Genomic DNA, 13,955 nt, shown 5'->3' on the forward strand with positions numbered 1-13,955 from the left:
ATGGACCAACATCAACCGGAATCCCAAGGGGCCTTGCAGGAACTGCGCGCCGCCTACGCCGCACTGGACAGTGCGCAAGCGATCATCGAGTTCTCCGCCGACGGCATCATCCAGCGCGCCAACGGCAACTTCCTGCGCCTGACCGGCTACGGCGCCGACGAGATCGTCGGCCGTCACCACGCGATGTTCTGCGAGCGCGACTTTGCCGCTTCGGCCGAATACAAGCGCTTCTGGGAAGAGCTGAGCATCGGCATCGCCGATCGCGCTGAATACAAGCGCGTGGGCAAGGACGGCAAGGAGTTCTGGATCAACGCGTCGTACAACCCGGTGGTCGACGCCGAAGGCCGCGTGTCCAAGGTGATCAAGTTTGCGACCGACATCACCGAACAGAAACTGCGCAACGCCGAGCACTGCGGCCTGGTCACCGCGATCGGCAAGGCCCAGGCAGTGGTCGAATTCGACATGGAAGGCCAGCTGCTGAGCGCCAACCGGAATTTCCTCGAGCTGCTCGACTACGAACTGGCCGACGTGCAGGGCGAACACCACCGCGTGTTCTGCGAAGACGAGTACGCGGCGAGCGCCGCCTACCGCAAGTTCTGGCAAAAGCTCAACCGCGGCGAATTCGACAGCGGCCGCTACAAGCGCATCGGCAACAACGGCAAGCAGGTCTGGATCCAGGCCACCTACAACCCGATCTTCGACCTCAACGGCAAGCCGTTCAAAGTGGTCAAGTTCGCCACCGACATCACCGAGCAGGTGCGCCTGGAGGAGGAAACCGCCGCGCGCACCGAAGCCGAGCACCGCAAGGTCGGCTGCCTGCTGGCCGTGGTGGCGCGCGCCGCCCAGGGCGACCTGACCGGCGCCTGCGACGTCGAGGGCGACGAGCCGCTCGACCAGCTGGCGCGCGGCGTGATGCAGATGATCGGCGACCTGCGCACCGTGATCGGCGACGTGGTCAGAGCCGCCGACCAGCTGTCCGATTCCTCGCGCGCCATCGCCGAGCGTTCCAACACCGTCGCGGCCAGCGCCCAGGCCCTGGGCGCCACGGTCGAGCAGATGAACGCCTCGGTCGACGGCCTGACCGCCTCGATCGAGACCATCGCGCGCAGCACCCAAGACGCCAACACCCTGGCCCAGGCCACCCACAACGAGGCGGAGCTGGGCGCCAAGGCCATCGCCCGCTCGATCGAGGCGATGGGCGCGATCAACCAGTCCTCGGAAGACATCGGCGAGATCGTCAAGGTGATCGGCGAGATCGCCAGCCAGACCAATATGCTCGCGTTCAACGCCGCGATCGAGGCGGCGCGCGCCGGCGAACACGGCCTCGGTTTCTCGGTCGTGGCCGACGAGGTGCGCAAGCTGGCCGAGCGTTCCTCGCAGGCGACCAAGGAAATCTCCAAGCTGATCAACGAATCGGTGCGCCGCGTGGCCCAGGGCAGCGACATCTCGCGCCAGGCCAGCGAAGCATTCGACCGCATCAGCACCGGCGTGCAAAAGACCTCGCTGGCGATCGCCGATATCTCCGCCAGCGCCGGCGAGCAGTCGCTGACGGCCAAGGAAGTGGGCGTGGCGATCTCGTACATCGCCCAGGAAACCGAGCGCTCGGCCGGTTCGTGCGACAGCATCGCGCGCTCCACCGAGGGCTTGAACAACAACGCCGAACGCCTGTCGAGCGCGGTCGGCCGCTTTTCGGTCTGATTGCAGTTCGAACGGGAGACGACGATGAACATGGGAGCCAGCATGGAACTGGGTGACGAGGACCTCGACGCGGTGATCAAACTGGTGCGCAGCCACACCGGGATCGCCATGAACGGCACCAAGCGCGTGCTGCTGCAGGGCCGCCTGCTGCCGCGCATGCGTGCGGTGGGCAGCGCCAGTTACCGCGACTACATCGAGACGGTGCGCCGCGGCGGCGCCGAGGTGACCCGCTTCGTCGACGCGGTCACGACCAACGACAGCGCGTTCTTCCGCACCCCGGCAGTGTGGTGGTACCTGAGCGACGAGTTCCTGCCGACCTGGCAGGCGCGCATGACGGCCAGGATGAATGCGCGCCCGCTGCGGATCTGGTCGGCGGCGGCGGCCACCGGCGAGGAAGCCTATTCGCTGGCCATGATCTGCCTCGAATTCCAGCGCCGCCATCCGTCGTTCCGCTTCGCGATCGAGGGCACCGACATCTCGTCCCAGGCATTGGAAGCCGCGCGCGCCGGCGTCTACCGCGGCCGCACCGTGGAGCGTTTCGAAGCCACCCGCCCGGAGCTGTTCCAGCGCTACCTGGAAGGTGGCCCGGAGCGCTATACCGTGGCGCCCGCGCTGCGCGACCACGTCGGCTTCGCGCCGCACAACCTGCTGGAAGCGCCGCCCAGCGTGGCGCGCTACGACCTGGTAATGCTGCGCAACGTGCTGATCTACTTCGACGAACCGCACCAGCAGCGCGTCCTGGCCCAGGTGCGCAAGGCCATGTGCCCGGGCGCCAAGCTGATCCTGGGCGAGCAGGAATCGATCACCCGCCTGAACACCGCGTTCGCGTTCGAGCAGGCGCACGTGTATCACATCGACGAGGAGGCAGCATGAACCGCATGACTGGCGCGACCCTGGCGCGCACCCAGCCGATGATGCCCGGCCTGGTTCCCAGGTATGTGCCGGACGGATGTGCGCGCGATGCCCGCCGCCACGTCTGGACCGGCCAGATCGAAGTCGGCCGCGGCGGCGACGTCCTGACCGCGCTGCTCGGTTCCTGTGTGGGCATCGGCATGATCTGGCGCGCGCGCGGCGTGTGCGCGCTGGCGCATTGCCTGCTGCCCGAAGGCGTGCTGGACAATGGCATGCACAGCGCGCGCTACGTCAGCACGGCGGTGCCGGCGCTGCTGGCCGCCTTGGGTGTGCGGCGCGAGCAGTACGACGAGGTCGAGATCGTGATCGCCGGTGGCGCACGCATGCTGCGCCTGCCGGGCGGCGATGCGGCGGTCGGCTGCCGCAACATCCTGGCCGCGCACGCGCAACTGGGCTCGCGCGGCCTGCAGGTGGCGTTCGAAGACGTCGGCGGGCACCAGGGCCGCCGCTTGTCGATCGACTGTGCCGCCATGAGCTACAAGATCGAGCGGGTGGCGCAGACCGATCCGGCGCCTGCGCGCCGCGCCGTCGGGTTGGGCGCAGGGGCGGCCGTATGACCGCGCACATCATGCTTCAAGCGCACAGCCTGGCGCCCGCCGCGGCGCAGGCCGACGCGGTCAAGGCCGCCCTGGCTGCCGAGCAGGCGGCGCGCGCCGCCGCCGGCGCCGTGCTGGCCCAGGCCGCCGGCTGGGCATTGTTCGGCAGCTTCTACCTGGACGGCCAGGAATTCGCGCTCGACGCCGCCTGCATCCGCGAGGTGGTGGGCATGCCCGGGCGCATGACCCGGCTGCCGCTGTCGCCGGACTGCCTGGAGGGGATCTTCATGCTGCGCGGCAGCGCCATTCCCGTGCTGAACCTGGCGCGCATCTTCGATCCGTGCGCGCCCGCCGCCGGCGCGGAACAGCGGGTGGCGATCATCGAACACGAGGAAGTGCTGGTCGGCCTGGTGTTCGACAGCACTGGCGAAGTGCTGCGCGTGCGTCCCGAGCAGCGCCATCACCTGAGCCAGCCGGCCGCCTGCGGCCGGGATAGCGTGATCGCCGGCGCCCTGGCGCTGGACGACGGTGCGCGCCTGGTGCAGGTGCTCGATCCGGCCGCGCTGGTGCGCATCGACAACGTGCCCCAGGTGCGCGCCCAGAGCGCCGCGCGCGATGCCGAGCGCCTGCGCTTCCTGCGCCGCGCCCAGGGCCGCAAGGCGCTGGCCTTCCGCGCCGGCGGCCTGGCGTTCGCACTGGCGATCGACGCCGTGCAGGAAATCATACGGGTGCCGGAACTGCGCTCCTCGGTCATGCTGGGCAAGCTGTGCAAGGGCTGGCTCGACCTGCGCGGCCAGGCGGTCGGCGTGGTCGACCTGGGCGCGCTGCTGCAGTGCGCGGTCCCGGAGGCGGACCCGGAGCACCGGCGCATCATGATCGTGCGCGTGCAGGACGGCCTGCTCGGCCTGCTGGTCGATGCGGTCGACGACATCCGTCCGTATTTCGATGCCGACGTGCTGCCGATCCCGATGCTGGGGACGCGCCGCGCGGCGATGTTCCGCGGCTGCCTGCCGAACACCGAACGTGGCGACCTGCTGTTCCTGGCCCACGAGCAGATCTTTTCGGAAGGCGAGGTGGCCGAGATCTGTGCCGGCCACCGGCGCCTCTACCAGCACGAGCTGGACGGCAGCCAGTGCGCCGCGGCGCGCACCCGGCGCCAGGTGTATCTGGCGTTCTCGCTCGATACCGGCTGGGCCACCGACATCGGCCAGGTGCGCGAGATCGTGGCGCTGCAGGACGGCCTGACGCGTCCGCCCGGCCTGCCCGATTGCGTGCAGGGCATGATGCAGCTGCGCCAGCAGATGATCTGCGTGGTCGATCTGCGCCGCCTGTACGGCATGGCGCCGGGGCCGGAATCGGAAGCCGAGCTGGCCGAGCGCCGCGTGCTGGTGCTCGAGCACGAGGGCGAGCGCTACGGCGTGGTCGTCGACCGCGTCGACAGCATCCTCAACCTGGCCGACAGCCAGCGCCGTCCGTCGCCCAAGCTGCTGCGCCAGAACGGCCCGCAGGACATGCGCCAGGACGCCGGCGAGGTGCTCGAAGTGCCGGGCGAGGGCGGGGAAGAGGTGCGCACGCTGTTCGACAAGGCGCGCTTCATGGCGACGCTGCGCGCCGCGCTGGACGCCTGAAGTACGGTGAGGGGTCCCCCGGCGCGGGCCGGGGCCCGGTTACCCCCCATCCTGCGGCAGTTGCAGGATATTCGCCCCGATCTCCTCGTTCTTGACCCGCTCCAGCCGGCGCTCGTGCAGCACGATCGTCACTTCGAGCGATCCACGCCCCACCGTCAGGCCGAGCAGATGCCCCCCGACCGTGGTGTAGTGGGCCCCGCCGCCCACGCCATGCGCATGGATCGACGGCTTGCCGTCCTGCCAGGCCAGCGTGCCGCTGATCCCGGTCATCTCCCGCTGGTGAAAACGCGCCGGCCGGTATGCCTTCTTCTCGAAGTCGAAAAAGCCGATGGTCACTTCCCCGGCGAAGCCGAAGGCGGTGAGGCTGGCCGACGGCACCTGCTCGGCGATCATCAGCATCGTCAGGTGGGCGAAGAAATCGTCGCCCTCCGTCAACACCATCAGGTAGCCGGTCGGCGTGCGCATCCATTTTGCCGCGTGCGTCATGAAAGCCTCAATGCAGGTGGCGTTTGCTGCCGCCGCCAGTGGGCGTGACGCGGATATCGATCGACTTGGCGGCCGGCACCTTGCTGTCCTTGGCGTAGTGCCACAGCGGGATCAGGGGATTGCACTCGGGGTAGTAGCCGGCCACGCAGCCTTCCGGGATCGGGAACTCGACCACGCGCAACTTGTCGACGCTGCGCTTGACCGTTTCCTCGACGGCGGCGCTGGCGCTGACCCAGTCCCCTTCCTTGAGGCCGAGGCGCTCCATGTCGGCGCGCGCCATGAACAGCACCATGCGGTCCAGCACGCCGCGGAAGCGGTCTTCCAGGCTGTAGATCGTGGTGTTGAACTGGCCGTCGCTACGCACCGTGAACAGGCGCAGCGCATCGGGCGCGCGCGGCATGTCGGGGTCGGCGTTCAGGCCTCCCGGGACCGTGAAGTTGGCCTTGCCGGTCTCGGTCTTCCATTCGCGCTTGGCGGCCGCGACCGGCTTGCGAAAGCCGCCGGGCGTCCACATGCGCGCGTTAAATTCATGGAAGATCTCGGGGTAGGTCTCGGCGATGGCGTCGCGGATCTTGCTGTAGTCGGCGACCCAGGCGTCCCAGTCCAGCTTCGGGTTCGGCGCCAGCGTCGCCTTGGCGATGCCGGCCACGATCGCCGGCTCCGACAGCAGCGTATCGGCCACCGGCTCGACCTGGCCGCGCGAGCCGTGCATGCAGGCGGTCGAGTCTTCCATCGACACCGCCTGCTCGCCGCTGGCCTGGCGGTCCTTCTCGATGCGGCCCAGGCACGGCAGGATCCAGCTGTCCTGGCCGTGCACCAGATGGCTGCGATTCAGCTTGGTCGAGATCTGCACGTTCAGCGGCAGATTGCGGAACGCCGGCTCCATCACGTCGCGGTCGGGCACCGCGCGCACCAGGTTGCCGCCCAGGCTGATCAGGGCCTGCACCTTGCCGGCGACCATGGCCTCGCAGGCGTCGATGGTGTTCATGCCTTTCTCGCGCGGCGGCTCGAAGCCGTACTGTTGCGCGAGCTTGTCGAGCGGGACCAGCTCGGGCTTTTCGCTGATGCCGACGGTGCGCTGGCCCTGCACGTTGGAGTGGCCGCGCACCGGGCAGATGCCGGCGCCCAGCTTGCCGATGTTACCACGCAGCAGCAGCAGGTTGACCAGCATGTTGATGTTCTCGACGCCGTTGCGGTGCTGGGTCAGGCCCATGCCGAAGATACCGATGACCTTCTTCGCGCGCATGTACTGCTCGGCGGCTTCGCGCAGCGCCAGCCGGGTCAGGCCCGATTCGCGCTCGATCTCGTCCCAGTCGGCGGCGCGCGCGCTGGCTGCGAATTCCTCGAAGCCGTGCGCGTGCTCGGCCAGGAAGTCGACGTCGAGCACGCGCGCGGCCCCGCGCATGCGCGCGTCGTCGTCGCCCTCGATCACGATCTTGCAGATGCCCATCAGCGCGGCCAGGTCGCCGCCGGCCTTGAGCTGGTGGTACTGGGTGCTGATGCAGGTCTCGGCGCCGCTGAGCATTTCGATGGGGGATTGCGGGTTGACGAAGCTGACCAGGCCGCGCTCGCGCAGCGGGTTGAAGGTCACGATCGGCACGCCGCGTTTGCGCGCGTCCTGCAGCTGGTGCAGCATGCGCGGGCTGTTCACCCCGACGTTCTGGCCGAAGAAGAAGATACAGTCGGTGTTGTCGAAGTCGTCCAGCACCACGGTGCCGACCGGCACGCCGATGCTCTTGGGCAGGGCCACCGAGGTGCTCTCGTGGCACATGTTCGAGCTGTCCGGCAGGTTGTTGTTGCCGTACATGCGCGCCAGCAGGCTGTACATATAGGAGGTTTCGAGCGAAGCGCGACCGGAGCTGTAGAACACGACCTGTTTCGGGTCCATCGCGCGCAGGCGTGCGCCGATGTCGGCGAAGGCCGCGTCCCACGACGCCTCGACGTACTTGTCGGTGGCGGCGTCGTAGCGCAGCGGCACGGTCAGGCGGCCCAGGTCTTCGAGTTCGTGGTCGTGCATCGCTTCCAGCTCGCGCACCGTGTGCTTCCGGAAGAAATCGGCGCCGATCTTCTTGCTGGTGATCTCCCAAGCCGTGGCCTTGGCGCCGCTTTCGCAGAATTCGGCTGGGTGCGGGTGCGCCGGCTTGGCCCAGGCGCAGCTGACGCACATGAAGCCGTCCGGCTTGTTTTGCTTGAGCATCACCGCCGCGCCCTTCAGCGGAATGTGCTCCTGCAAGAGGATGTTGGTGACTTCCTTGACCGAGCCCCAACCGCCGGATGGGAGGGTCGGTTCGTTGCCGCTGCTTTCCTTGCTCATGTTCAGGCCCCAGTTGTGAGTGACGTGCGGCGCCCACCCTGCGCCTCGCGCGCGCTTCCGTCTGTTCGGAAACGCACATCACCAGTTCCGGTAAATTCAGCTAGGTAGATTTGATGCGAATTTGATTATTTTGTGCGGCGTTGCACAGACCAACGGGCTGGAGCCCGCGATGATATGAGTTCTATCATTTTATTGGCCAAACAACATGACCGCTCCCGCCGACATCCGCCCGGTTCCGTACGAGCCTGCCTTCGAGGTGCCCGAAGACGCCGAGACCCAGACCAGCTTCGACCTGCAGACCACGATGCGCGACATCTCGACCCGCACCTACGAAGACTCCGGCCGGGCCACGCGCAGCGTGCATGCCAAGTCGCACGGCTTGCTGCTCGGCGAGCTGACGGTACTGGACGGCCTGCCGGAAATCTACGCGCAGGGCCTGTTCGCCAAGGCCGGCACCTACCAGGCGGTGTTTCGCCTGTCGACCGTGCCTGGGGACGTGCTGGACGATAACGTCTCGACCCCGCGCGGCCTGGCGCTGAAACTGGTCGGTGTGCCGGGTGTCCGCGTCGAGGGCAGCGAGAACGACACGACCCAGGACTTCGTGATGGTCAACGGTCCAGCCTTCAACGCCCCGAACGCCAAGAAATTCCTCGGCAACGTCAAGCTGCTGGCGGCCACCACCGACAAGGCGCCGAACCTGAAGAAAGCCTTCTCGGCGGTGCTGCGCGGCGCCGAGAAAGTGGTCGAGGCGGTGGGCGGCGAGAGCGTCACGCTCAAGACCCTGGGCGGACATCCGGAAACCAATCCGCTGGGCGAGACCTATTATTCGCAGACGCCGATGCTGTACGGCCGCTACATGGCCAAGTTCTCGCTGGCGCCCAGCTCGGACAACCTGCGTGTGCTGACCGACGCGCCGGTCGACCTGAAGAACAAGCCCGACGGCCTGCGCGAAGCGACCGTCGAGCACTTCGCGCGCGAAGGCGGCGAGTGGGAATTGCGCGTGCAGCTCAACACCGACGTCGAGAAGATGCCGATCGAGGACGCCTCGGTCGAGTGGTCCCAGTCCGAGAGCCCGTACGTGACCGTCGCGCGCCTGCGTGCGGGTCCGCAGGCGGGCTGGAACGACGCGCTGGCCCACGCCGTCGACGAAGGCATGCAGTTCAACCCGTGGCATGCGGTGGCGGCGCACCGTCCGCTTGGCTCGGTCAACCGCGTGCGCAAGGCGGTGTATGCCATGTCCAAGCGCTTCCGCGCCGAGCGCAATGGCGTCGATATTGCCGAGCCGCGCGACCTTGAGGCGCTGAAAAGCGCCCTCAAGTAATATTCATGACAACGACAGCAGGAGAAACACGATGACACATTCACGCAAAATGACGGCCGCCGCACTGCTGGCGAGCGGCCTGTTCGCCGCCGGCCTGGCGCAGGCCCAGAGCCACTCGGTGGTCAACTACTCGAACCCGCCGAACGTGCAGGCCGACAGCAAGGCCGCGACCGACGCGACCCCGGGCTTGAGCGCCACCGCGGACCAGCAGGATTCGAACCACCCGAACAAGGGTGTCAAGGATGCGGCCGCCAACAAGGCCGCCAACAAGTCCGGCGCCAGGACGCAGCGCCACGCCAGCAAGGGCCCGCAGGTTCGTCCCGGCAACGCCTCCGCGTCGAAGGATGGTTCGCAAAGCGCGACCGCTTCGGTGGCGCTGGACGGCGCCAGCAAGGGCGGCGCCGAAGCGACGATGCAGGCCGATCCTTCTGCAAGCGAACCCAACAAGTCGGCCGCGCACGCCTTCGACACGACGCCGAGCAAGAAGTAACGCAGGAATGGGTTGGGGAGGGCGGAAGGCAGAAAGAGTCGAACTTACAGGAGAGCGGCTAACGCCCCCCACCGGGTTTGAAGCCCGGCCCCATCACCGGATGAGAATGCCTTCCTCGGGTTCGGCAGCGGCATCAGGCGATGCCCAGCTGGCCTGCGGACGCAACATATGGCTGTTGCGGACGCGGCGAGTATAGCCGACGCGGTCGAAAAACTCCAGAAGCTGGATCGCCCGCTTGCGGCCCAGGCCGGTCGCGTCGCGAAAGCTCGCGGCCTGGGCGTCCGGCAGTCCGGCGACGATGCGCGCCATTTCCGCCAGCGGCGCCGGGTGGTAGAACAGGTCCGGCACCACCTGGCTCAACTGGCCGGCGCGCGCCAGTTTGCGCAACAGCGCGCGCACCCCGTCCTCGGGCAGGTTGAAGCGTTTCGCCAGGTCGCGCACCCAGGGCGGATCGTAGCGGCCGGCCAGCAGCGCCGGCAGCAGCCGTGCGGCCAGCGCCTGTTCGTTTTCGCTCAAGGAGACGCTGTGTTCCGGCAAATGCAGGCTGCGCCCGGTGCGCGCGATGCGCTTGCTCTCCAGCAGGCGCGCCACCACGCCGCTCCACAGCGCATCGGCCAGCTCGGGCGCGGCGATGCGTTTCAGGCGCCAGGTCTCGGGACCGGCGTCGTCGGCGTGGCGCGTGTGGAAGGCGCCCAGGGCGTCGAGCAAGCGCTGTTCCAGCGGCGCCAGCATCGCGGGGGCCAGCAGCAGTTCGTCGCCACCGCTCAGGGAAAGGCGCAGCGTGTCGGCCGGCAGCGCCAGCGCATCGGCCGGGCGCTGGGTCAGGCGCGTCAGTTCCGAGGCGGCGATGCCGCCGGGGCTGGCCGCCAGCAGGGCGCCGGCATCGCCATCCTCGTTGAAGCGCGCCAGCGCATCGAGCCAGGCCAGGCGCGCCGGACTGCGGCGCCTGCGCGCGGCGCCGAACGGATCGAGCACGACGCCGCCGCCGATGGTGTGCGTGGCCTGGGCGTTGCGCAGCACGAAGCGGTCGCCCGGCACCGCGTGCAGCGGCTGCTCGAACACCAGCTGCACGCGCGCGTTCGTGTTCGGCTGCACGAGATCGTCGAGCAGCGGCACCAGGTGCGCGACCCGGTGCGCTGCGCCGAGCAGTACATGCACTAGCGTCCAGGCTTTCAAGGGCGCTGCGTCCGGCAGCAGCGTCAGGTCGGCATCGATCCGTTCCGAGCTGGCCGCCATGCCCGGGGCCACCACCCAGTCGCCGCGCTCGATCTCGTCTTTCGAGACGCCGGCCAGGTTCAGCGCCAGGCGCTGGCCGGCATGGCCGCTCTCGGCCGCGCGGTTCTGGGCGTGGATCGCGCGCACGCGCGCGGTGCGATTGCCCGGGGCGACGACGACGCTGTCGCCGACCGCGACGCGTCCGGCCAGCGCCGTCCCGGTCACCACCGTGCCCTGGCCGGACAGCGTGAACACGCGGTCCACCCCGAGCCGGAACAGGCGCTGGTCGGCGCGCGCGGGCAGCTCCGACTCGAGTTCACTCATATAAGAGAGCAGTGCCGCCACGCCGGGATCGCCCGGTTCGGTGGCGCGGGTGTGGAACACCGGCGCGTCCTGCAGCGGCGTCCCGGCCAGCAGGGCCTGCACCTGCGCTTGCACCTCGCCGATGCGGGCCGCGTCGACGCGGTCGCACTTGGTCAGCGCCACCGCGCCGCGCCGTACACCCAGCAGCTCGAGGATGGCCAGGTGCTCGCGCGTCTGCGGCATCACGCCGTCGTCGGCGGCGACCACCAGCAAGGCCAGGTCGATGCCGCTCACGCCCGAGGCCATGGTGCGGATGAATTTTTCGTGGCCCGGCACGTCGATGATGCCGAGCGTGCCGCCGCCGGCGAGCGGCAGGTAGGCATAACCCAGCTCGATCGAGATGCCGCGCGCTTTTTCTTCCTTCAGGCGGTCGGTGTCGACCCCGGTCAGGGCGCGCGTCAGCGTGGTCTTGCCGTGGTCGATGTGGCCTGCGGTGCCGACGATCATGCGTTCATGGACTTGAGTTGCTGGATGAAGCTGTCGCGCTGCGGCTCTTCCAGGCAGCGCAGGTCGAGCCACAGCGTGTCGTCGCCAATGCGGCCGATCACCGGGCGCGGCAGGGCGCGCAGGCGGCGCTCCAGCACGCCGAGCGGATTGCCGCGCATCGGCTTGCCGTCCGGGCCGGCCACGGCGCGGATCGCCAGGCCATAGCTGGGCAGGCGGTCCACCGGCAGGGCGCCGCTGCCGATCTGGCTCTGCATCGGCTCGGCCTTGACCTTGTAATCGGGGCCGAGCGCCGCCTGCATCGGGACCAGCAGGGTCTCCGCCAGCGCCTGCATCGCTTGGGCCGGGCGCGTCAACAGGCGCAACGTGGTCAGGCGCTGCGGCAGCAGGTCCGGTGCGCGGTACAAATTCAGCACCGGCTCGAGCGCGGCCAGTGTCAGCTTCGACACGCGCAGCGCGCGCTTGAGCGGGTTCTTCTTGATCGCGGCGATCAGGTCCTTGCGCCCGGCGATCACGCCGCACTGCGGCCCGCCCAGCAGCTTGTCGCCGCTGAAAGTGACCAGATCCGCGCCGGCGGCAATGGTTTCCTTGACCGTGGTCTCGTGCGGCAGGCCGTAGCGTTCGAGGTCGACCAGCGTGCCGCTGCCCAGGTCGACGGCGATCGGGATGCCGCGTTCGCGCGCCAGCGGCACGAGTTCGGCCACGCTGACTTCCTTGGTGAAGCCGGTGATCGCGTAATTGCTGGCGTGGACCTTGAGCATCAGCGCCGTGTTCGGGCCAGCATGCTCGGCGAAGTCCTTCAGGTGGGTGCGGTTGGTGGTGCCGACCTCGCGCAGGATCGCGCCCGCGCGGGTCATGATGTCCGGGATACGGAAGGCGCCGCCGATCTCGACCAGCTCGCCGCGCGAGACGATCACTTCGCGGCCCTGGGCCAGCGAATTGAGCATCAAGAGCACCGCGGCGGCGTTGTTGTTGACGATGGTGACGGCTTCGGCGCCGGTCAGGGCGCGCAGCTGTTCTTCGACCAGGTTGTCGCGGTCGCCGCGGGTGCCGGTGTCGATGTCCCATTCCAGGTTCATCGGCCAGCGCAGCGCTTCGACCACCGCCTGCACCGCCTCGTCGGGCAGCAGCGCGCGTCCGAGGTTGGTGTGCAGGACGGTGCCGGTCAGGTTGAACACGGCGCGCAGTTTCGAGGTGTTGGCAGCGCGCAGGCGCTCGCCCAGCGCTGCCAGGATGGCCGCGGGCGCGCACTCGGCTTCGGGGTCGAATCCGCCCTCGGCGCCCGCCCGTGCGCGCGTGCGCAGGCCGGCCAGCAGGGCGCGCAGGGCGTCGACGGTCTGCTCGCGGCCGTACTGGGCGATGAGCGGCGCGCAGGCCGGATCGTCGACCAGCAGGTGCACCGCCGGCAGGCGCGGCATCATCGACTGGGACTGCGCCGAAGCCGACTGTGTCGAAGCGGACTGCGCGCCGCCGCTCATGCCGGGTCCTTCAGCCACAGCAGCGGGTTGCCGCTGGCGCGCGCATAACCCGCTTCCGAGACCAGCACGTCGAGCAGCATGCTGGCCAGGTCGTCGGCCATCGGCTCGACGTGGAAGTCGTGCTCCTGGTTGAAGATCTTGCGGTAGGTGTGGCAATCGTCGCAGGTCTCGGCGCGCGCCACCTTGGTCGGGTCGTTCGCCTTGGACAGCGTCTTGCCATCCTTGGCCGCGGCCTTGTTCTCTTCGACCGGATCGGCGTCCCGGCCGACCAGGCCCTGGTAGGCGATCTTGCCGTTGCCTTCGCAGCAGCTGCATTTCACGCGCACCATATGCCATTCGGACTCGCAGGTGGCGCAGTGCAGGTAGCGATAGCCCTGCGACTGGCCGCCGATGCGCACGACGCTGGCCACCGGGTGCGAGCCGCACACCGGGCACAGGGTGCCGGTTACCAGCGGCTGGGCCCAGGCTTTGTCCAGTTGCGACGCCATCAGGCTCCAGGTCACTTGCAGCGCGGCGGCCACGAAGGGGGCGCGCAGCGGGTCGGCGCCGTCCGCGAAGTCGCCCAGGATGGCGTCGGCGATGCCTTCCAGTTCGGCCGCCGGGGTCGTGCGCAGGCTGTGCAGCGCCATCGACAGTTGCGGCGGCGCGTCCTTGGCATTGCCCAGAGCATCCAGCAGGCTGGCGAACACGCCCAGCCATACGGCGGGACGCGCGCCGGTCGCCGGCAGCGGCGGCATGTTGTGGTCGTGCGCGGTCTTCAGGGCCTCGTGCGGCGGCAGCGGCACGCCGGTTCCGCCCAGCTTGGCGACGATGGCGTGCTGGGCATCGGCCACGCAGGCCATCAGGGTCAGGTAACCGCGCAGCGCGTCTTCCACCGGGATGCCGGGCACGTCGCCCGCGGCGAGCTGGCGCAGGCGTGCGGCCCTGGCCTGGAACAGGGTGGTCGGGGCGGGCAGCAGCAGGCGCGGGATGGCGGTGTGATCGAGTGCTTCGATCTCGCCGGGTTGGAGCAGTCGTTGTACCAAAATATCACCAGAATAACAAAGGCCGGGTCGCGCATCGGCGAGCCC

11 protein-coding genes and 1 tRNA gene are annotated in these 13,955 nt (G+C 68.8%); 6 read left to right on the top strand and 6 right to left on the bottom strand.

Annotated elements, in window-relative coordinates:
• The 4 genes from FA90_RS06175 to FA90_RS06190 are packed head-to-tail and all read left to right on the top strand — an operon-like array spanning window position 1 to window position 4,774.
• The gene (locus FA90_RS06175) at window positions 1–1,698 is read left to right on the top strand and encodes a PAS domain-containing methyl-accepting chemotaxis protein (protein WP_036166990.1); all 1,698 of its coding nucleotides are present in this window, start codon (window positions 1–3) and stop codon (window positions 1,696–1,698) included.
• Between the two features lie 24 nt (window positions 1,699–1,722).
• Entirely contained in the window at window positions 1,723–2,571 is an 849-nt protein-coding gene (locus FA90_RS06180) for a protein-glutamate O-methyltransferase CheR (RefSeq protein WP_051972115.1), read from the top strand.
• Entirely contained in the window at window positions 2,568–3,167 is a 600-nt protein-coding gene (locus tag FA90_RS06185) for a chemotaxis protein CheD (RefSeq protein ID WP_051971492.1), read from the top strand. The genes FA90_RS06180 and FA90_RS06185 overlap by 4 nt, the downstream gene beginning before the upstream one ends.
• Window positions 3,164–4,774 (top strand): chemotaxis protein CheW, encoded by a 1,611-nt coding sequence (locus FA90_RS06190; protein WP_051971493.1) that lies wholly within the window; start codon window positions 3,164–3,166, stop codon window positions 4,772–4,774. Before FA90_RS06185 ends, FA90_RS06190 begins: the two co-directional genes overlap by 4 nt.
• A 39-nt stretch (window positions 4,775–4,813) precedes the next feature.
• Here FA90_RS06190 and FA90_RS06195 read toward each other — a convergent pair whose 3' ends face one another.
• Window positions 4,814–5,260, bottom strand: a complete 447-nt coding sequence (locus FA90_RS06195) for a PPC domain-containing DNA-binding protein (RefSeq protein ID WP_051971494.1) — start codon at window positions 5,258–5,260, stop codon at window positions 4,814–4,816.
• Window positions 5,261–5,267: 7 nt separating this feature from the next.
• On the bottom strand, window positions 5,268–7,574 hold the full coding sequence (locus FA90_RS06200) for an FdhF/YdeP family oxidoreductase (protein WP_036166992.1): 2,307 nt from the start codon (window positions 7,572–7,574) through the stop codon (window positions 5,268–5,270).
• Window positions 7,575–7,779: 205 nt separating this feature from the next.
• Between FA90_RS06200 and FA90_RS06205 the strand changes: the two genes are divergently transcribed.
• Together FA90_RS06205 and FA90_RS06210 are read left to right on the top strand one after the other, a co-directional pair.
• Entirely contained in the window at window positions 7,780–8,895 is a 1,116-nt protein-coding gene (locus FA90_RS06205; RefSeq protein ID WP_036166996.1) for a catalase family protein, read from the top strand.
• Window positions 8,896–8,926: 31 nt separating this feature from the next.
• Window positions 8,927–9,385 (top strand): hypothetical protein, encoded by a 459-nt coding sequence (locus tag FA90_RS06210; protein ID WP_156116604.1) that lies wholly within the window; start codon window positions 8,927–8,929, stop codon window positions 9,383–9,385.
• A 22-nt stretch (window positions 9,386–9,407) separates the two neighbouring features.
• Here the strand turns inward: FA90_RS06210 and FA90_RS06215 are convergent.
• From FA90_RS06215 to fdhE, 4 genes are all read right to left on the bottom strand, one after another.
• Window positions 9,408–9,500: transfer RNA gene (locus tag FA90_RS06215), tRNA-Sec, on the bottom strand.
• Window positions 9,479–11,410, bottom strand: coding sequence for a selenocysteine-specific translation elongation factor (gene selB, locus FA90_RS24845; RefSeq protein WP_051972116.1), 1,932 nt, complete (start codon window positions 11,408–11,410; stop codon window positions 9,479–9,481). The genes FA90_RS06215 and selB overlap by 22 nt, the downstream gene beginning before the upstream one ends.
• Window positions 11,407–12,885, bottom strand: a complete 1,479-nt coding sequence (gene selA / locus FA90_RS06230) for an L-seryl-tRNA(Sec) selenium transferase (RefSeq protein ID WP_081933685.1) — start codon at window positions 12,883–12,885, stop codon at window positions 11,407–11,409. The genes selB and selA overlap by 4 nt, the downstream gene beginning before the upstream one ends.
• Entirely contained in the window at window positions 12,882–13,910 is a 1,029-nt protein-coding gene (gene fdhE, locus FA90_RS06235; RefSeq protein WP_036167008.1) for a formate dehydrogenase accessory protein FdhE, read from the bottom strand. Before fdhE ends, selA begins: the two co-directional genes overlap by 4 nt.
• Between the last annotated feature and the right edge of the window lie 45 nt (window positions 13,911–13,955).

The organism is Massilia sp. 9096, from assembly GCF_000745265.1.
Taxonomy (GTDB): Bacteria; Pseudomonadota; Gammaproteobacteria; order Burkholderiales; family Burkholderiaceae_D; genus Telluria.

Excerpts from the sequence above, each read along its gene's own strand:
- FA90_RS06175 (WP_036166990.1), top strand. The coding sequence starts at position 1 with ATGGACCAACATCAACCGGAATCCCAAGGGGCCTTGCAGGAACTGCGC.
- FA90_RS06180 (WP_051972115.1), top strand. The coding sequence starts at position 1,723 with ATGAACATGGGAGCCAGCATGGAACTGGGTGACGAGGACCTCGACGCG.
- FA90_RS06185 (WP_051971492.1), top strand. The coding sequence starts at position 2,568 with ATGAACCGCATGACTGGCGCGACCCTGGCGCGCACCCAGCCGATGATG.
- FA90_RS06190 (WP_051971493.1), top strand. The coding sequence starts at position 3,164 with ATGACCGCGCACATCATGCTTCAAGCGCACAGCCTGGCGCCCGCCGCG.
- FA90_RS06195 (WP_051971494.1), bottom strand. The coding sequence starts at position 5,260 with ATGACGCACGCGGCAAAATGGATGCGCACGCCGACCGGCTACCTGATG.
- FA90_RS06200 (WP_036166992.1), bottom strand. The coding sequence starts at position 7,574 with ATGAGCAAGGAAAGCAGCGGCAACGAACCGACCCTCCCATCCGGCGGT.
- FA90_RS06205 (WP_036166996.1), top strand. The coding sequence starts at position 7,780 with ATGACCGCTCCCGCCGACATCCGCCCGGTTCCGTACGAGCCTGCCTTC.
- FA90_RS06210 (WP_156116604.1), top strand. The coding sequence starts at position 8,927 with ATGACACATTCACGCAAAATGACGGCCGCCGCACTGCTGGCGAGCGGC.
- selB (WP_051972116.1), bottom strand. The coding sequence starts at position 11,410 with ATGATCGTCGGCACCGCAGGCCACATCGACCACGGCAAGACCACGCTG.
- selA (WP_081933685.1), bottom strand. The coding sequence starts at position 12,885 with ATGAGCGGCGGCGCGCAGTCCGCTTCGACACAGTCGGCTTCGGCGCAG.